This window comes from Halorubrum aethiopicum, from assembly GCF_001542905.1.
Classification (GTDB): Archaea; Halobacteriota; Halobacteria; order Halobacteriales; family Haloferacaceae; genus Halorubrum; species Halorubrum aethiopicum.
The window spans coordinates 774,263-792,810 of the sequence record NZ_LOAJ01000001.1 but is presented as its reverse complement, the minus strand read 5'-3'; the positions used below and the strand labels follow the sequence as shown (position 1 = coordinate 792,810).

Below are 18,548 nucleotides of genomic sequence, written 5' to 3'. Positions count from 1 at the left end.
TTATCCGCGGCTCAGTCGCTCTGGATGCGGGGCGCTAGCATGTAGGTCACCTGCCCCAACCCCTCGCCGAAGGCGTAGTGGAGCTTGACGGGGAACTCCTCGCCGAGCTCGACGGTGACCTCGGCGTCGCCGGGGATCGCCTTGTTCATGTCCTTGAGGTAGTCGAGGCTGAAAAGGGAGTCCGCGGCCCCGGCGGTGAGCGCGATGAGGTCCTCGCGGGCGAGCTCGAGGTCGACGTCGTCGGTGTCGCCCTCGGCCTCGATGAGGAACGTCTCCGCGGTCTCGTCGACGCGCAGGCGGATGTGGTCCGAGACCATGTCGGCGGCCTTCACGCCGCGGTCGAGCTGTGCGCCCTCGACGACAATCTCGGCGGGGAGGTCCAGGTCGGGGATGTCCGGCTCCTGTCGGATGGAGTCCGGGTCGATGAGCGCGAGGGTGTAGGAGAGGCCGTCGGTCTCGATGTGGAGCTTGCGGGTCTCCTCGTCGAGTTCGAGGTGGATCAGGTCGCCGGAGTTGGCCATGCCGGCGATGTCCTCGAGGCGGGCGAGGTTGACGCCGATGACGCCGCCGTCGGCCTCGTAGGACTCGAACGCGGCGGCCTCGAGGGTGAGATCGACCATGCCGACGTTCGCCGGGTCGACCGCGCGGATCGAGAGCGCCTCCTCGTTCAGGCGGATCTTACACTCGTCGACCAGCACGCTCACCGAATCGAGCGCGTCCTGCAGCGTCGACGCGCTCACGATGGCCTTGAACATATACGTTCGGCTAGGGCGGTATCCCCTAAAAAGACACCCGATCGGAACTCGTCGACGACGGCCGCGAACCGGCCGCGAGGGACGGTCAGAGCCCTCGGATCAGTCGGGCGATCGCGGCGACGACGAGCAACACGGCGCGGACGAGACGCAGGCGTTCGATCCGGCGCTCCGGGCGGTCGGAGGAGTCGCCGAAGCGATCGACGTCGCCGTCGCGGTCGGCGTCACCGTCATCGTCGCGGTCGGCATCGCAGACGACATCGGCGTCATCGTCGGCGGCTGCGTCACCGTCGCCGGCGGCGTCGCTGTCGGTGTGATCGGACCCGAGATCGTCGGATCGGGCGGGCGGATCGGACGGATCTGACGGAGCGGGTGGAGCGGACGGATCCGGCGAGTCCGGTCGCCTCGGGGGGTGGTCGGGGGCGTCGATCATGAGAACACGGCGTGATCACCGGGTGCGCCGCGCCGACGGCTACACGCGTAATTCGGAAATAACCGAGCCGAACGGAAGGCGGAAGTGAAAGTCGTCGAGGCCGGCGGCGACGGCGACGACGACCGGCTCACACGAGCGGTTCGACCAGTTCGCGGCCCTCGGCGAGCAGCGAGTCGACGCGGGCGTCCGAGTCGGCTTCGGCGTACACCCGCAGCTTCGGCTCGGTTCCCGAGGGGCGGACGAGCAGCCAGGAGCCGTTCTCCAGGAGGAGCTTGAACCCGTCGAGCGTGACGACCTCCGCGACCGCGTGGCCGTCGACCGACTCGGGAATGTGGTCGTCCAGCTCCTCTAGGACCGCCTCCTTGCGGTCGTCGGGGCAGTCGATGGACACCTTCCCGGCGGCGATGTGGCCGTGCTCGTCGAGCAGGCGGTCGACGCGGGCGTCGAACGGCTCCGCGTCGGCGGCGTCGGCCGCGAGCAGCGCCATCAACACGCCGTCCTTCTCGCGGACGTGCCCGCGCACGGAGAAGCCGCCGGACTCCTCGCCGCCGAACAGCGCGTCGTGTTCGCCCATCGCCTCGGCGACCCACTTAAAACCGACGGGGGTCTCGTACACCTCCTCGCCGTGCGCCTCCGCGATCCGGTCGACGAGGAACGTGGTCGAGACGGTCCGGACCGCCGGGCCGGAGTCGCTCTCCAAGAGGCGGTCGTAGCAGGCGGCGTAAAACAGGTTGGCGTCGAGCACGCCGCGCTCGGGCGTCACCACCGCGACCCGGTCGGAGTCGCCGTCGTTGGCGACGCCGAGGTCCACGTCGCTTTCCGGATCCGTCACCACGTCGGCGAGTTCCTCGAGATGCTCCGCGCTCGGCTCGGGGGACTCGCCGCCGAAGGTCGGATCGCGGTCACAGCGCAGGCGGCGCACCTCCGCGCCGGCGGACTCGAGGAGCGCGTCCGTCACCCCGCGGCCGCTGCCGTGCATCGCGTCGTACGCGATCGTGGTCCCGTCGAGGTCGGCGTCGACGAGGTCGCGGGCGGCCTCGGCGTGCGGGGTCACGAAGTCGTGGCGGCTGACCTCGCCGCGCTCGCCCTCGGGGAGGAGGTCCGGCTCCGCGAGCCGGGAGACGACGTCCTCGGTCACCTCGGGCAGCGCGGGCGCGCCGTCGCTCGGGATGAACTTCACGCCGTTGTACTCCGGCGGGTTGTGCGAGGCGGTCACCATACACGCGCCCGCCAGCCCCTCCTCGACGATGCCGTAGGCGATCAGGGGCGTGGGGACGTCGCGTTCGGGCAACAACACGTCGAAGCCGTTCCCCGAGAGCACCTCGGCGAGGCTCTCTGCGAACCCCTCGGAGGTCTCGCGGGCGTCGTACCCCACGGCGACCGGCTCGTCGTGGCCCGCCGCCTCGAGGTGGTCGGCGACCGCCTGCCCCACGATCCGCACGCGCTCGTCGGTGAAGACGTCGAGCGTCGCTCGCCAGCCGTCCGTGCCGAATGAGATCTGGTCCATGTCCGCTCCCTCGGCGGCCGGGACCATAACGTCCGGTGTCGCTCGCGAACCTTGCGCGGGCGAATCGGGGGCACGAGAGGACGACGGGCGGTCAAGGTAGGCGAAAGAGTGAGCGATCAATTCCGGTGGCGCGCCTCCGAGTGCCCCGAAGGGGCACGAGGAGCCCGCGAGGGACGCTGCGAACGAAGTGAGCAGCGAGGCTGGGGAGGTGTGAGGTGCGGGGCTGTGCGGGGCGGGGTGGGACTCAAAGGGGCAGTCGCGAGGACGACGGCGGCCGACGTAAGCACCGCAGCAAGCAACGCGAGCGAGGAGCGCACCGAGGGTCTCGTGAGCGAAGCGAACGAGACCTCGGAAGTCGCAGCGTCGAGTGAAACGAGACGCTGCGACTTCCGGTGCCCCCGAGTTCTCGCGACTGGGGCTTTGGCAGTGTTCACCGCGCCAGCAACGATCCCGTTCTACTCTCCTCGATCTCGATCGAAACACCCGTACAACTAGCATGACGAACCGCCCGCGTTTTTGGTTCCCCGGCTCGAATCCGGCGTATGACACGGATCGTCGCGATCTCCGGCAGCCGTCGGGAGGCGAGCACCACGAAGACCGCCCTCCGGGTCGCGCTCGCCGCCGCGGCCGACGCCGGCGCGGAGACCGACCTGATCGATCTCGGCACGGTCGACCTCCCGCTGTATCACCCCGACGAGGACGACCAGGGCGACAGCGAGCGACTGAAACGGCGCGTTCGCGAGGCCGACGGCGTGCTCGCCGGCACCCCCGTCTACCGCGGCTCCTACTCCTCGACGTTCAAGAACTTCCACGACTTCTGCGGCTCCCACGAGTACGAGGACACCGCGGTGGGGCTGCTCGCGACCGCCGGCGGCGGATCCTACGGCGGCACCCTCGAGCACCTCCGGTCGACGTTCCGGAACGTCCACGCGTGGGTGGTCCCCCACGAGGTCGGGATCCGCGGCGCGTCCTCCGAGATCGACGACGACGGCCGGATCCCCGACGACGACCTCCGCGGGCGGACGGAGCGGCTCGGCCGGGTCGTGACCGAGCACGCGGAGCGGCTGCGAGGATGAACGGGATCCGCCCGGACGAGTTGGACGAGCGTCTCGGCGGCGAGCGTGAGGACGGAAACGGGAACGGAGATGGGGACGGAAACGGTGACACAGACGCGGACGGAGACGCCCCCTTCGTCCTCGACGTCCGCCCGGCGGAGGCGTACGAGTCGGACGCGATCGACGGGAGCCACAACCTGCCCGTGTACGGGGACCTGCGTGCGGGCGACGAGTCGGCGTTGCGGTCGCGGCTGGAGGAGATCCCGCGGGACCGGGAGGTCGTCACCGTCTGTAAGATGGGGATCGTCGCGAAGCGGGCGACGAGCGTCCTCGAGGAGGAAGGGTACGACGCGAGGACGCTCGCGGGCGGGATGAGCGGCTGGAACGGCTATCGGGCCGGATCGCTCGGGTACAAACTCCGGTCGCTGTGGTGGCGGATCCGGTAGGCCAGCGGTCGTTCTCGGTAGGCCAGCGGTCGCCCCCGAGCGGCCCCGATCGCCCCGAGTGCCTCCGGTCGTCTCCAGCGAGCGACGGCCGGCGGAGGTCGCCTCTCGCCTCCCCAGCCTCGCACCGGCCGCGCCGCCGCGGCTCCGGCGGCGCGGCCGGGTGCTCCCTCGCGCGCGTGCCGCTCTGACTCCCGTCGGTCGTCCTCACGGATCGCGCACGCCGAAGCGGGCGGTCAGCGTAGTCGGAGCCGGTGAGGTCGACCGGGTCGGTTACGATCCGGGTTCGACCTCGTCCTCGAGCAGTTCGACGAGCAGCGCGTTCTGCGCGTGCATCCGGTTCTCCGCCTGCTCCCACACGAGCGCGCGGGCGGACTCGAGCACGTCGTCCGTGATCTCCTCGCCGCGGTGGGCGGGGAGACAGTGCATCACCTTCGCGTCCGTCCCGGCGAGGAGGTCGGCGTTCACCTGGAACCCGTCGAAGGCGGCGACCTTCTCGTCGCGCTCGTCCTCCTGCCCCATCGACACCCAGACGTCGGTGTAGACCGCGTCGGCACCCTCGAGAACGCTCTCGGGATCGGTGGTCGGCTCCACGTCCGCGCCGAAGGCGGCCGCCCGCTCGAAGACGGCGGGGTCCATCCCGTACTCGGCGGGCGTCGCCACCCGCACGTCGATGCCCGCCATCGCCGCGCCGACGACGAACGACTGCCCGACGTTGTTGCCGTCCCCGATCCACGCGACGGTGGCGTCCTCGCCGACCGACTCCCGGATCGTGAGGAGATCCGCGAGCGTCTGACAGGGGTGTGCCTCGTCGGTGAGCCCGTTGATCACGGGGCAGTCGGCGTGTGCGGCGAGCGTCTCGACGTCGCCGTGGTCGAACAGCCGCGCCATCACGGCGTCGACGTACCGCCCGAGCACCCGCGCGGTGTCGCGCAGCGGCTCGCCGTGGCCGAGCTGGAGGTCGTCCGGCCCGAGGAACATGGCGTGGCCGCCGAGCCGCGTCATCCCCGTCTCGAAGGAGATCCGCGTCCGCGTCGAGGGCTTCTCGAAGATCATCCCGAGCGTCGCGTCCGGGAGTCGCGGATCGGTCTCGCCGGCCTTCATCGCGGCCGCGCGGTCGAGCAGGGCGTCCAGTTCGGCCGGCGTCACGTCGTCGATGTCGAGGAAGTCGTCGGTTGCGAGTGGCATTGGTGTGGATTCGGATGGTGTGAGTTCGGATGTTCGGGTGGTGCGGGCGGTTCAGGTGGTTCGGGTGGTGTGGGCGGTTCAGGTGGGTCGAGTGGTTCGGGTGGATCGGGTGGATCGAACGTTCGATCGCGTGTGATGACGGACCGGAACGACGTCGTCGAGAAGGGAGCGCCGCGGCGCGCGGCCGCGACGCCTATCGTCGGTCGCGACAGACGTCGGCGAGGACGGTCGTCGCCCGGTCCAGTTCGGAGAGGGGAAGCCGCTCGTCGGGCGCGTGGTCCAGCTCGGAGTTGCCGGGACCGTAGGTGACCATCGGGCAGTCCCACTCGGCCGCGAAGAGGTTCATGTCGCTCGTCCCGGTCTTCCTGAGCAGGCGCACGTCGCCGCCGGCCCCGCGGATCGCGACGCGGAACGCCCGCGCGAGGTCGGTCCGCGGGCTCTCCATCACCGGCGGGATCGGCTCCTTCCAGTGGACCGACCCGGTCGAAAGCTCCGCTTCCGCCAGCTCGTGGACCTCGTCGACGGTCCGCGCGGGCGGCACCCGGACCTGGACGTCCATCGCGGCCTCGACGGCGAGGCCGTCGTCGGTCAGCCCGCCGTCCATCGAGACGGGCTTCGTCGTCACCTGCTCGAAGACGGGCGTCTCCGGGTCCGCCGGCGTGAACGCCTCCTCGACGCCGTGCCACCAGTCGATCGCGTGCTGGATCGCGTTGGGCTCCGGCCGCGAGGAGTGGCCCGACTCGCTCGTGTTCACGTACGTGCCCGCGAGGAAGCCGCGGTAGCCGAGCGTAATTCCGTCCCAGCCGGACGGCTCGCCGTTCACCACCGCGTCGGGCGCGTCGCGGTCGTCGACGAGGTGGCGCGCGCCCCGCGAGCCCGTCTCCTCGCCGACGACGCCCGCGAAGGAGACGCCGGTCTCGACGGCGGCGACCGCCATCGAGACGAGCGGGCCGGTCGCGTCGACCGACCCGCGACCCCACAACACGGGCTCGCCGGGCTCGCCCACCCGGACGTCGCTCGCGCCGAGGTCGTCCACGTCCTCCGGGGCCGGCCGCACCTCGACGGGGATGTCGCCGGGGACGGTGTCGACGTGCGAGGTCAGGAGGACCGCGTCGTCCGCCGGCGCGCGGACGTTCCCGACCTCGTCGATCCACGCCTCGCGGCCGTTGGCCTCGAAGAAGTCGACGAGCCGCTCGGCCGCCGCCGCCTCCTCGCCGGACGGCGAGGGAATGGAGACGAGGTCGTACAGCAGCTTCCGGGCCGGCGTGTCGCAGGCCTCGGGGTAGCCGCCGCCGGCGACCACGTCGGTGCCGGCGTCGTCGCTGTCGGCGGTGCCGTGATCGTCGCCGGCGGCGTCGCCGCCGGCGGGAGCCTCCTCGGCGTTCCCGGCCGCGTCGGGCGCGGCGGTCACGCGATCACCTCCTCGAGGGCGTCGACCACGCGGTCCGCGTGCTCGCGCTCGACCGTCAGCGGCGGGAGCAGCCGCAACACGGTGCGGCCCGCCGGCAGCGCGAGGATCCCGTGGTCGATAGCGAGGTCGCGGAGCAGCCGGTTCGAGCCGCGCTTCACCTCGATTCCGACCATCAGTCCCTCGCCGCGGACCTCGCGCACGTCGTCGCCGAGGCGGTCCTCGACCTCCTCGCGGAGGTACGACCCCACGTCGGCGGCGTGGTCGGCGAGCCCCTCGCGCTCGATGACGTCGAGGGTCGCGCCCGCGGCCGCCGAGACGACGGGGCCGCCCGAGAACGTCGAGCCGTGATCGCCCGCGTCCGCGGCGACCCAGTCGCGACACAGCGTCGCGCCGACCGGGAGCCCGCTCGCGAGCCCCTTCGCCGTCGTGAGCACGTCCGGAACGACGCCGTGCCGCTCCGCGGCCCACATCGAGCCCGTGCGGCCGAGTCCGGTCTGGATCTCGTCGAGGACCATCGCGGCCCCGGCCTCCTCGGTCGCCTCGCGAACCGCCTCGAGGTACGCCGTCGGGACGGGGTTGATCCCGCCCTCGCCCTGGAGCGGCTCCAGGATCACGGCCGCCGTCTCCTCGTCGACGGCCTCGCGCATCGCCGCCTCGTCCCCGTACTCGACGAACTCGACGCCGCCGGCGAGCGGCTCGAATCCCTGCTTGTACTTCTCCTTCCAGGTGGTCGCGAGCGCGCCCATCGTCCGGCCGTGAAAGCCCTGGGTGGTCGCCACGATCTTCTCGCGGCCCGTCGCGTGCCGCGCGAACTTCAGGGCGGCCTCGTTGGCCTCGGTGCCGGAGTTACAGAGCCAGACCGCGTCCATATCGCCGGGCGCGACCTCGGCCAACTGCTCGTACAGCGCCGTCCGCGTCGCGTGCGGGTACGACGCCTGGACGTACAACAGCTCCTCCAGCTGGCTCGTCGCGGCGTCGACGACCTCGGGGTGACAGTGGCCCACCGGGGTACACGCGTAGCTCGCGCCGAAGTCGAGGTACTCGTTGCCGTTCGCGTCGGTGAGGTACACCCCGTCGCCGGAGGCGATCTCGATCGGCTTCTCCGAGAAGACGAAGCCGCTCATGCGTCGACCGCCTCCGTCTCCTCGGCGTCGCCGTCTTCGGCGTCGTTAGTGGCGTCGGAGTCATCAGTGGTCTCATCCGCGTCGCCACCGCCGCCGTCCGTCTCGTCGAGCGCCGACCGCTCGATCGTGGTCCCCAACCCGCCGAGGGCCGCGAGGACCGGGTCGTCGGCGTTGGCGTCCGCGATGACGACGCGGGCGGATCCGCCGGAGAGCGCCTCCGTCGCCGCCATCACCTTCTTGCCCATGAACCCCTCGGCCGCCGACTCGAGCGCCGCGAGGTCGTCGGGCGTCGCGGCCGAGTCGATGAGCGTGTCGGGGTCCTCGGGATCGGCGTAGACGCCGGCCACGTCCGTGAGCAGGACGAGATCCGCGCCGAGCGCGCCGGCCACCGCGGCCGCGGCGCGGTCCGCGTCGGCGTTGACGGGCGTGACGCCGCCGTCGCTCTCTCTTCCCTCCATCGGGGGCGAGACGACGGGGGTGTAGCCGTCGGCGAGCAGGCCGGCGAGCAGGTCGGCGTTCACCGACTCGATCCGTCCCGAGTGCTCGCCGCGCTTGATCTTCTTCTTGCCGTCCTCGAGGACGCGGACCGCCGACTTGCGCGGCCCCGAGAGGAGCCCGCCGTCGACGCCGGAGAGGCCGACCGCGTCGACCCCCGCCTCGCGGAACAGCGCGGTCAGCTCGGTGTTGAGCTTGCCCGCCATCGCCATCGTGAACGCCTCCATCGCGTCGGCGTCGGTGAACCGGCCGGTGACGCCGGAGGCGGACTCGACGTACTCGGGCTCCATCCCCAGCCGCTCGATGGTCTCGTCGACGACGGTCGAACCGCCGTGGACGACGACGACCTCGCGGCCCTCCGCGGTGAGGTCGGCGACGTCGCCGACCGCGCCGGCGGGGTCGACCGCCTTCGCGCCGCCGATCTTGACGACGACGGGGGGATCGCCGGCGGCGTCGCCTCCGCCGTCGGCGACCGCGTCGGAGCCGCTCATGGCGACCCCACGGGGTGAAGTCCCCCGAACTCCAGGCCGGCGGTCTCGGGCAGGCCGAGCGCGACGTTCGCCGCGTGGACCGCCTGGCCGGCGGAGCCCTTGGTCATGTTGTCGATCGCCGAGAAGACGACGACGCGCCGGTTGCCGGGGTCGAGCTCGAAGCCGACCTCGCCGTGGTTCGTTCCGGCCACCGACTTCGGCTCGGGGTAGCGGTAGACGCCGCCCCCGCCGGAGACGACCCGCATGAACGGCTCGTCGGCGTACGCGCCGCGGTACCCCTTCCAGAGGTCCCCCTTCGAGACGGGCTCGTCGGGGAAGACGTGACAGGTCGCGGACGCGCCGCGGACCATGTCGACCGCGTGGACGGTGAAGGAGACGGAGAGGCCGAGGTACGCCTCGATCTCCGCCTCGTGGCGGTGGCCGGTGGGCGCGTACGGCCGCACGACGCCCGAGCGCTCGGGGTGTGAGGAGGCCGCGCCGCCGCCCGCGCCACCCTCCGAGGAGCCGACCTTCACGTCGACGACGACCTCGCCGTCGTCGGGCCCGAGCACGCCCGCGTCGACGAGCGGCTTCAACCCGAGGATCGTCGCCGTCGCGTTACAGCCGCCGCCGGCGATGAGGTCCGCGCCGGGGAGGTTCTCGCGGTTGAGTTCGGGGAGCGCGTACTCCGCGCGCTCTAAGTACTCCGGCGACTCGTGGCCGTCGTACCACTCGTCGTACATGGCCGCTTCCGGCAGCCGGAAGTCCGCGGAGAGGTCGACGACCGTGTCCGCGACCTCGAAGTACTCGTCGACCCGGCCCATCGAGACGCCGTGCGGCGTCGCCGAGAACAGCACGTCGACGGACTCGAGGTCGTCGGGGGAAGAAAACCGGAGGTCGAGGTCACGGAGGTTCGGGTGCGAGCGACCGACGGTCATGTTGTCGGCCGACCGCGAGGTGGCCTGGACGACGTCGAAGTTCGGGTGGCCGGCGAGCAGGCGCAACAGCTCGCCGCCGGTGAAGCCGGTGCCGCCGACGACGCTCGCGGTGTAGGTCTCGGCCGCGGTCTCCGTCTCGGCCGTCGCTTCCGCGTCCGCCTCGGCGGCGGCGTCCGTCCCCGATCCCGTGCCGCTCATGCGACGACCTCGTCCGCGTCGGTCGAGTCGTCGGCGGCGTTCGTGTCGCCGTCCGAGTCGCCGCCCGCATCGCCGCCGTCGGCCGCGAACGCCTCGGCTTTCGTCTCCAGCCAGTCGACGACCCGCGCGGGGACGTCGACGTCGCTCGCCTCGGTGAGCGCCTTGAACTCGACCGTGTGGTTCACCTCGTGGACGGTGTACTCGCCGGAGCCCTCGCCGCCGACCTCCATCAGGTCGACGCCGAGCATCCCGCCGCCGACCGCCTCCGAGGCGCGCTCGACGAGTTCGAGCGCCCGGTCGTCGAGGTCGAACGACTCCGTCGTCCCGCCCTTCGCGGCGTTCGTGAGCCAGTGTTCCGACGAGCGCGTCATCGCGGCGACCGGCTCGCCGTCGACCGCCACCACCCGGATGTCGCGACCGGGCTTGTCGACGAACTCCTGGACGTAGAACACCTTGTGCTCGTAGTGGCCGAGCGTCTCCTTGTGCTCGAGGATGGCCTCGGCGGCGCTGCGGGTGTCGATCTTCGCCATCAGCCGTCCCCACGAGCCGACGATGGGTTTGAGCACGCAGGGGTAGCCGAACTCCTCGATGGCCTCCATCGCGGCCTCCTTCGTGAACGCGACCTCCGTCGCGGGCGTGGGAACGTCCGCCTCCGCGAGCGCCAGCGAGTTCTTCGCCTTGTCCGCACAGACGTCACCGGTCTCCGGGGAGTTCACCACGGGCACGCCGTAGCTGTCGAGGAACTTCGTCGCGTACAGAGAGCGGCTGGTGGAGAGACAGCGGTCGACCACGATGTCGAGGTCGGCGACGTCCGCCGTCGTCGACTCCAGGCCGAACCGCTGTTTGCGCACGTCGATCTTCTCGACGTCGTGGCCGCGGTCGCGGAGCTCCTCGAGGAGCAACTTCTCGTCGCGGCGGATCCGCGAGTAGAGGATCCCTACGCGCATGTCGACCACTCGCGTGTCGCCGTCGTGACTGTCGTGACCATCACTCCCCCCAGTCCTCCTCGAGCTCGGGAGCCTCCTCCAGCGTGACGGGGTCGAGCGAGATGACCTCCAGCTCGGTCCCGGTGACCGGGCTGTCGATGATCTCGCCGACCTCGACGTCGGCCGGAAGCTCGATCTCCTCGCCCGTGATCGGGTCCTCTGCCAGCACCGGATCGGTATCGGTCGTCATCGTGGGAGACACTCGCCGACGTGTACACATAAACCCATCGAAAATATAATTTTGTTTACAATACATGGAGCCCCCGCTAACGGTCGGAAAGGCGATTTCAGCCGTCGTGTGAAATCCGGTGACAGATCTCAGTAATTAGATGTCCCCTCGCGGGGACGGCGGCGATCGCGGCGGTCGCGGCGGCCGCTCGAGCGTCGAGTCCGCCACGAGAACGATCTCACACATACGTCGCCACCTCGGTCTCCAAGCGGTCCGCCGCGTCGGCGAGCGCGTCGCGGCGCGTCGCCAACTCCTCGGCGTCGTCGTCGAGTTCGATCCCGCTCGCCGCGAGCGCGTCGGCGACCGCGTCGGGCGCGGGCCCGCCGGCGGAGTCGCGGCTCGCGACGCTCTCGGTCGGGTCGAGCGCGGCCTCCACGTCCTCGCGGCTCACGTACGCCGAGAGGGGCTCGCCCGTGATCCCCCGTGCGGCCTCGTCAACTTTTGCGGCCGCGGTCGCCGGGTCGTCGGCGTCGTCGATCCCCTCGGCGGCGGCCGCGACGATCTCGTGGGCCGTCCGGAAGGGCATGCCGCCCATCGCGAGCAGGTCGGCGACGCCGGTCGCCGTCGAGAAGCCGTCGCCGGCGGCGGACGCGAGCGTCTCTTCGGCCCAGTCGGCGGTCGCGACGGCCCCCGCCGCCACCTCCGCCGCCTCGCGCACGTCGTCGGCGACCGCGAAGACGCTCGCGTGCGCGCGCTGGAGGTCGCGGTTGTACGCGCGCGGCAGCCCCTTCAAAAGCGAGAGGGTCCCCGTCGCCTCGCCGATCGCGTCGCCGGCGACCCCGCGGGTCAGTTCCAGCGTGTCGGGGTTCTTCTTCTGGGGCATGATCGACGACGTGGAGGAGTAGTCGTCCGACAGCTCCAGAAAGCCCTTGTTCGAGAAGAGGATCAGGTCCTCCGCGAGCCCCGACAGGGTGGTCGACAGCGTCGCACAGGCGGTCGCGGCCTCCGCGAGGAAGTCGCGGGCGGAGGCGGCGTCCATCGAGTTGCGGACGAGCCCGTCGAACCCGAGGAGGGCGGCAGTGCGCTCGCGGTCGACGTCGAACGGCGTGCCCGCGAAGGCCGCCCCGCCGAGCGGCGAGCGGTTGGTCCGGTCGTACGCGCCGAGCAGGCGCTCCGTGTCGCGGGCGATCCCGCCCTCGTACGACAGCAGGTAGTGGCCGACCGTCGTGGGCTGGGCGGGCTGGAGGTGGGTGTAGCCCGGCATCACGGTCTCGGCGTGCGCCTCTGCGACCTCGAGGAGCGCCTCCCGCAGCGTCAGCGTCGCCTCGGCGGCGGCGAGCAGGTCCTCGCGCAGGCGGTAGCGGATACACGTCGCCACCTCGTCGTTGCGCGAGCGCGCCGTGTGCATCCGGCCGCCGTCGGGGCCGATCCGGTCGATGACGGCCGTCTCGATCGCCTCGTGGACGTCCTCGCCGTCGGGGAGCGCGCCGTGGCCGGCGGTCTCCACGTCGTCGAGCGCCGCGAGGATCTCGCCCGCGACCGCGTCGTCGACGATCCCCTGCTCCGCGAGCATGACCACGTGCGCGCGGTCGACCGCGAGGTCGGCCGCGAAGATGGCGTCGTCGGCCGCGAGACTCGAGAGGAACGCGCGGGCGGGGCCGCCGCTGAATCGGTCGCCGCGGACGGCGGTGCCGCTTTCGGCCGAATCGCCCGCGGTCTCGGCGTCGTCCGCCGTCGTGCCGGGATCGTCGTCGGTCATCTACTCGTCCGTCTCGCCGGAGCCGTCCGTGGCGAGTTCGGGCTTTTTCACGCCCGCGCTCACGTCGTTGGCGAGGCGCTCCTGGAGCCCGTGGTACTTCGCGACGCCCGTGGCGTCCTCCTGGGCGATGCCGGCGACGTCCTCGGTGTTGAACGAGGCCATCTCCTCGGAGTACACCGCGTACTCGGAGTCGCGGGCGACGACGCGGCAGTTGCCGCCGGAGACCTTCACGGTCGCCGTGCCGGTCACCACGTCCTGGGTCTCGTCGATGAAGGCGTTCAGCGCGTCGACGACGGGCGCGAAGACGAGGCCCTGGTAGGCCTTCTCGGACCACTCGTGTTCGATCCCCTTCTTGAACGAGCGCTCGTTCTTGGTCAAGACGAGGTCCTCGAGGGCCTGGTGAGCCGTGAGCAGGACGGTCGCGGCCGGGTGCTCGTAGTTCTCGCGCACCTTCAGCCCGAGCATGCGGTCCTCCATCACGTCGGTGCGGCCGATGCCGAACTCGCCCGCGTACTCGTTGAGGTACTGGATCAGCGAGACGGGGTCCATCTCCTCGCCGTCGACGGCGACGGGGACGCCCTCCTCGAAGGTCACCTCGATGGTCGTCTCGCCCTCGGGCTCGGCGGTCCACTCGTAGATGTCCTCCGGCGGCTCGTAGTTCGGGTTCTCGAGTTTCCCGCCCTCGACCGCGCGCGACCAGATGTTCTCGTCGATGGACCAGACGCCGCCGTCGCCCGCCTCGACGGGCAGGTCCTTCTCCGCGGCGTACTCGATCTCCCACTCGCGGGTGAGCCCGAGCTCGCGGACCGGCGCGATCACCTCGAGGTCGGAGCCGCGCCAGACGGCCTCGAAGCGGAGCTGGTCGTTGCCCTTGCCCGTACAGCCGTGGGCGATGGCGTCACAGCCCTGCTCCTCGGCGACCTCGAGGATCGACTCGGCGATGACGGGACGCGCCAGCGCGGTCCCGAGCGGGTAGCCCTGGTAGGTGGCGTTCGCCTTCACCGCGTCGAAACAGAGGTCCGCGAACTCCGCCTTCGCGTCGACGACGTGGAGGTCGAGCCCCAGCGCCTCGGCGGTCTCCTCCGCCTCGTCGAACTCGTCGGTCGGCTGGCCGACGTCGACGTTGACGCCGATGACCTCGTCGTAGCCGTACTCCTCTTTCAGGATCGGAACGCAAACCGTGGTGTCGAGTCCGCCACTGAACGCGAGTGCAACGCTTGTCATTATCGGAGCAGAACCGTCTTAGACCCTTAAATTCATCGATTTAGATGTCGTAACAAAACCCCGGAGCCGACGCTGACGGACGGTATAGTGACGACTCTCCGGGACGGAACGGCGCGAACGCGACGAGTGAACCCTGCGGCCTCAGGGGGCCGGTCGTCGCGCCGCGCCGGAAACCGGTCGCGGCGGTCGGACTGCTCGTCGCGGTCGCGGGGCTCGTCGCTGTCGGAAGAGGGCGGGGTCGCGACGAGCCTCCGCGGTCATCACTAGGACGTAATTCCGCTTCCGCATAAAAAGGTTCCGCACTTCCGACGAGCGCGAATCCCGACGAAGGTCCGCACGCGAGCGGCTACGGCTCGACGACGAGCAGCGTCAAAGCCCCAGTCGCGAGGACTCGCGCGGTGCGTTCGCGGCCCGAGGGGCCGCTCACGGCGCGCGCCACCGCACGGCGGCGTTCTCAGATAGCCTCGCGGTACGCCTCGAGCGTCGTCTCGACGTCCTCCTCGGTGTGCGCGTAGGAGGTGAACTGGCACTCGAACTGGTTGGCGGTGAGGAAGACGCCGCGGTCCTTCATCTCCTGCCAGAACACCCGCTCCCAGCGGTCGGTGGCGGCGTCCGCCACGTCCGCGCCGGTCTTCGGACAGGCGTCGTAGCGGTCGCAGTCGAGGTCCTGGAGGCAGCCGCCCGCACAGCAGGCGTCGGGGTCGTCGGGAGCCTCGCGGGTGAAGACCGTCTTGAACATCGAGTCGGTGCCGACGACGGTGTACTCGGGGGCGCGCTCGGCGCAGATCTCCGCGATCCCCTCCCGGAGCTTCCGGCCGAGCCGGTTCACGTGCTCGTACACGTCGTTCTCGGCGGCGTACTCCAGCGTGGCCTTCCCCGCGGCCATCGTGACCGGGTGCCCCGAGAACGTGCCGGACTGGAAGACGTCGCCGGACGGGGTGAACTCCTCGATCACCTCCGCTCGCCCGCCGATCGCGCCGACCGGGAACCCGCCGCCGATTATCTTTCCGAACGTCGTCACGTCCGGGGTGACGCCGAACTTCGACTGCGCGCAGCCGAGCCCGCCCACCCGGAACCCCGTGATCACCTCGTCGAAGATCAGAAGCGACCCGTGGTCGTCACAGAGGTCCCGCAGCGTCTCGTGGTAGCCGTCGACGGGCATCACGATCCCCATGTTGGCGAGGATCGGCTCGACGAGGACCGCGGCGATGTCGTCGCCGTGTTCGGCGAACACCTCCGTCGCGGCCTCGGGATCGTTAAAGGGGATCGGGAGGGTGTGTTCGGCGAACGACTCGGGGATCCCCGCCGTCGAGGGACGCGGGTTCTCGGGACCGCCCTCGACGAGCGTCGACTCCTGTGCGCCGTGGTAGCCGCCCTGCATCACGACGACCTTGTCGCGGCCGGTGTGGCCGCGCGCCAGCCGCACCGCCGACACCGTCGCCTCCGTCCCCGAGTTGACGAACCGGATCGACTCGACGCTCGGGACGTGTCGCGCCACGAACTCCGCGTGCTCGACTTCGATCTCCGTCGGCGCGCCGTACATCGGCCCGGCGGCGACGTGCGACTGGATCGCCGCCTCGACCGGCTCGGGCAGGTCGTGGCCGTACAGCAGTGGGCCGTACCCCATCACCCAGTCGACGTACCGGTTTCCGTCGGCGTCGATCACGTGCCCGCCGTCGCCGCGCTCGACGAAGAACGGGTGCGGCATCGTCGCCCGGACCGAGGAGTTGACGCCGCCCGGCGAAACCGACAGCGCGCGGTCGTACAGTTCACGGGAGCGTTCGTGGTTCATATTCACCGGTTCGACCGCCCCGTGGAAAGGTGTTACCGAGTCGGCCGCGGTCGCCCCCGCCGACGCCGGAACGGCCGGCCTACATTCCGCCGTCGCTCCGCACCATGATCGCGCCGCTGACGAGCATGAGCAGCGCGAGGACGGCCATCCCCAGGTCCCACGGCATCGCCGCGGTCACCGTCGCGTCGCCCATCGCGCCGCCCATGCCGCCGCCATCGCCCATGCCGCTCCCACCCATCGCCCCGTCACCGCCCATCCCGCTTCCGCCCGTGCCGCCCGCCATCCCGGTCGCCAGCGCCGCCTGGGTGGCGAGCATGACGACGGCGTACGCGAACATCAGCCCGCCGCTCGTCGCGTCGTCAAGGGGGAGGGTCGGCGCGAGCAGGAGGGCACCGTGGACGACGACCACCGCCCCGAGCGCGAGCATGAGCCACGCGGTCGCCGTCATGCGCGTCGCGCCGGCGGCGCTGGCGAGGGAGTAACCGCCGGAGGCGAACGCGATCGCCGCGCCGTACAGCCGCGTGTTCGAGACCATGCGGTACGTGGCGACGGCGGAAACAAAAGGGTTGGTCGGTCGTGTGCCGGCTCCGCGAGGCGGTCATCCCGCGAGCGGATACTCGCCGCCGACTACACTGCCTCGGGACCCGTCGCGCCGGTCCGGACCTGGAGCGCGTCCTCGACCGGCAGGATGAACACCTTGCCGTCGCCCGGCTCGCCGGTCTCCGCGGCCCCGCGGATCGCCTCCGCGACCTCGTCGGCCGGGATGTCGGCGACGACGACGTCGACTTTCACCTTCTGGTGGAGGTCGACGGTGAACTCCTCGCCGCGCCACTGGCCCGTCTTCGCGGGCTGGCTGCCGCGGCCGGAGACGTTCGTCACGGTGAGCGAGGGGGCCTTGACCTCCGCGAGCGCCTGTTTTATCGCCCCGAGCTTGTCCGGGCGGACGATGGCGGTGACCATCTTGATCTCCGTGCCGTCCTCCTCGCCGCCGTCGGCGCGCGGGGAGCCGTCGGGCGAGGACGCGTCGCCGGCGGCGACCGTCCCGCCGTCGGTGCTGACGGTCGGCTTGCCGAACTCGGGGTACGTCTCGACGCCGTGTTCGCTGACGTCGAGCCCGTCGCGCTCGTGTTCGGGGGTGACGCGCGCCTGTCCGACCGCCTTGAACGCGCCGAAGACCGCGGCGGTCGCGGCGACCGTCCACACCGTGATGACGGCGACGCCGATCACCTGCGAGACGAGCAGGCTGGTGGAGAAGCCGTTGATGTGGACGAACGGCAGCGCGAGGACGCCGATGACGCCCGCGGAGCCGTGGACGGGGAACACCGCACAGACGTCGTCGATCTTCATCCGGTCGGAGGCGAACTCGAAGACGAGCGGGAGCTGAAGGCCGCAGACGAGCGCGACCAGGATCGCCCCCCACCACGTGACGAGGTTCGCGATGCCGGTGACGCCGACGAGACCGGCGAGCAGGCCGTTCGCGACGTACAGCGTGTCGACCTTCTTCGTGGCGTACACCGAGGCGAGCGCCGCCCCGACGCCGCCCGCGGCCATCCCGAGCGTCGTCGCCAGCGAGACGCGACCGACGGACGCGTAGCCGCCGAGCGCGAGCTCGCCCGCGTCGGTGACCGAGAACACGGTTGCGGTCGTGCCGACGTTGAAGCCGTACCAGCCGAAGGCCAAGACGAGGGTACCGAGCACCGCGAACGTCATCGAGTGACCGGGGATGACGTTCGTGGAGCCGTCCTCGGCGTAGCGGTCCATGCGCGGGCCGAGCACGTACGCCGCGGTGAGGCCGGCGATGCCGCCGACCCCGTGGACGATCATCCCGCCGGCGAAGTCGGTGAATCCGAGTCCGGCGCCGCCGAGGAAGCCGCCGCCCCAGGTGATCCCCGCGACGACCGGGTAGATGACCGCCGAGATGGCGATCGTGTATGCCACGTACGCGCGGAGCTTCGCGCGACCGGCGACCGCGCCGGAGACGATGGTGGCCGCCGTCATCGCGAAGACGGCACCGAACAGCCAGCTGTTGACCCAGGCGCCGTCACCGAGCGCCGCGGCCGACGAGAAGCCGCCGCCGCCGGCGACGCCCTCGATCCCGAAGCCGACGAGGAAGTAGACGAGCACGCCGACGCTCCAGGTGAGCAGGTTCTTCGTGAGCTGGTTCGCGACGTTCTTCGCGCGGACCTGGCCCGCCTCGAGCATCGCGAAGCCGGCGTGCATGAAGAAGATGAGGAAACACACCACCGCGACCCACATCAGGTTCACCCCCTCCGCGAGCACGCTCGGATCGATGCTGGCGAGGACGCCGGCCGTCACGCCGAACGCACCTCCATTGAACGTACGTCTATCATACGGTTCGTTTCGTCCGCGTTCATGTGTTGAATCACGTTCCCCGGTCGGGTATCAGGAATATATAAACGTTTGAGTTGAGTTTCGAAAGAAATTTTCCTAATAATACACTCAGTGTCAAATATAAGGAGAATACTAGTATGTTTAAGGACGTATTCCGGCTGGTCGGTTGGCAATCGTTGCGAAAAAACTGACCGCACATAGTATAAGATACCTAACTATTTCGGCGGAAACGGCGGCGATCGTCGGCGATCG

Annotated in this window: 17 protein-coding genes; 3 read left to right on the top strand and 14 right to left on the bottom strand. The window is 70.6% G+C overall.

Features of this window, described 5'->3' with window-relative positions:
• Positions 1-11: 11 nt before the first annotated feature.
• Positions 12-755: a DNA polymerase sliding clamp gene (locus tag AXA68_RS03800; protein ID WP_066413032.1), complete on the bottom strand. Its 744-nt coding sequence runs from the start codon at positions 753-755 to the stop codon at positions 12-14.
• On the opposite strand from AXA68_RS03800, the gene AXA68_RS16610 reads away from it, so the two are divergent.
• Positions 742-1,116: a hypothetical protein gene (locus AXA68_RS16610; RefSeq protein WP_157884774.1), complete on the top strand. Its 375-nt coding sequence runs from the start codon at positions 742-744 to the stop codon at positions 1,114-1,116. The genes AXA68_RS03800 and AXA68_RS16610 overlap by 14 nt on opposite strands.
• Before the next feature lie 196 nt (positions 1,117-1,312).
• Here AXA68_RS16610 and AXA68_RS03790 read toward each other — a convergent pair whose 3' ends face one another.
• Positions 1,313-2,692, bottom strand: a complete 1,380-nt coding sequence (locus AXA68_RS03790; RefSeq protein ID WP_066413017.1) for a phosphoglucomutase/phosphomannomutase family protein — start codon at positions 2,690-2,692, stop codon at positions 1,313-1,315.
• Positions 2,693-3,234: 542 nt separating this feature from the next.
• Here AXA68_RS03790 and AXA68_RS03785 point away from each other — a divergent pair.
• Both AXA68_RS03785 and AXA68_RS03780 read left to right on the top strand, forming a co-directional pair.
• Positions 3,235-3,768, top strand: a complete 534-nt coding sequence (locus AXA68_RS03785) for an NADPH-dependent FMN reductase (protein WP_066413014.1) — start codon at positions 3,235-3,237, stop codon at positions 3,766-3,768.
• A complete protein-coding gene (locus tag AXA68_RS03780) occupies positions 3,765-4,193 on the top strand; it encodes a rhodanese-like domain-containing protein (RefSeq protein ID WP_080505148.1) in 429 nt (142 codons plus the stop codon). The genes AXA68_RS03785 and AXA68_RS03780 overlap by 4 nt, the downstream gene beginning before the upstream one ends.
• 270 nt (positions 4,194-4,463) lie before the next feature.
• Here AXA68_RS03780 and argF read toward each other — a convergent pair whose 3' ends face one another.
• From argF to AXA68_RS03720, 12 genes are all read right to left on the bottom strand, one after another.
• The gene (gene argF / locus AXA68_RS03775) at positions 4,464-5,378 is read right to left on the bottom strand and encodes an ornithine carbamoyltransferase (RefSeq protein WP_066413012.1); all 915 of its coding nucleotides are present in this window, start codon (positions 5,376-5,378) and stop codon (positions 4,464-4,466) included.
• Between the two features lie 193 nt (positions 5,379-5,571).
• The gene (locus AXA68_RS03770) at positions 5,572-6,681 is read right to left on the bottom strand and encodes a [LysW]-lysine hydrolase (RefSeq protein WP_066418347.1); all 1,110 of its coding nucleotides are present in this window, start codon (positions 6,679-6,681) and stop codon (positions 5,572-5,574) included.
• Between the two features lie 104 nt (positions 6,682-6,785).
• The gene (locus AXA68_RS03765; protein ID WP_066413009.1) at positions 6,786-7,913 is read right to left on the bottom strand and encodes an aspartate aminotransferase family protein; all 1,128 of its coding nucleotides are present in this window, start codon (positions 7,911-7,913) and stop codon (positions 6,786-6,788) included.
• Entirely contained in the window at positions 7,910-8,899 is a 990-nt protein-coding gene (locus tag AXA68_RS03760) for an acetylglutamate/acetylaminoadipate kinase (RefSeq protein WP_066413003.1), read from the bottom strand. The genes AXA68_RS03765 and AXA68_RS03760 overlap by 4 nt, the downstream gene beginning before the upstream one ends.
• Positions 8,896-10,014 (bottom strand): N-acetyl-gamma-glutamyl-phosphate reductase, encoded by a 1,119-nt coding sequence (gene argC / locus AXA68_RS03755; RefSeq protein ID WP_080505147.1) that lies wholly within the window; start codon positions 10,012-10,014, stop codon positions 8,896-8,898. Before argC ends, AXA68_RS03760 begins: the two co-directional genes overlap by 4 nt.
• Positions 10,011-10,961 (bottom strand): lysine biosynthesis protein LysX, encoded by a 951-nt coding sequence (lysX, locus tag AXA68_RS03750; RefSeq protein WP_066418343.1) that lies wholly within the window; start codon positions 10,959-10,961, stop codon positions 10,011-10,013. The genes argC and lysX overlap by 4 nt, the downstream gene beginning before the upstream one ends.
• Before the next feature lie 40 nt (positions 10,962-11,001).
• A complete protein-coding gene (lysW, locus tag AXA68_RS03745; protein WP_066413002.1) occupies positions 11,002-11,190 on the bottom strand; it encodes a lysine biosynthesis protein LysW in 189 nt (62 codons plus the stop codon).
• Positions 11,191-11,407: 217 nt separating this feature from the next.
• Positions 11,408-12,928, bottom strand: coding sequence for an argininosuccinate lyase (gene argH, locus AXA68_RS03740; protein WP_066413001.1), 1,521 nt, complete (start codon positions 12,926-12,928; stop codon positions 11,408-11,410).
• Entirely contained in the window at positions 12,929-14,152 is a 1,224-nt protein-coding gene (locus tag AXA68_RS03735) for an argininosuccinate synthase (protein WP_066412995.1), read from the bottom strand.
• 454 nt (positions 14,153-14,606) lie between these two features.
• Positions 14,607-15,944 carry a glutamate-1-semialdehyde 2,1-aminomutase gene (gene hemL, locus AXA68_RS03730; RefSeq protein ID WP_066412993.1) on the bottom strand — a complete coding sequence of 446 codons (1,338 nt, stop codon included), beginning with the start codon at positions 15,942-15,944 and terminating at the stop codon, positions 14,607-14,609.
• 79 nt (positions 15,945-16,023) lie between these two features.
• Positions 16,024-16,479, bottom strand: coding sequence for a hypothetical protein (locus AXA68_RS03725; RefSeq protein ID WP_066412983.1), 456 nt, complete (start codon positions 16,477-16,479; stop codon positions 16,024-16,026).
• Between the two features lie 92 nt (positions 16,480-16,571).
• Complete coding sequence (locus AXA68_RS03720; RefSeq protein ID WP_066412981.1) at positions 16,572-18,260, bottom strand: ammonium transporter; 1,689 nt, start codon at positions 18,258-18,260, stop codon at positions 16,572-16,574.
• Positions 18,261-18,548 lie beyond the last annotated feature (288 nt).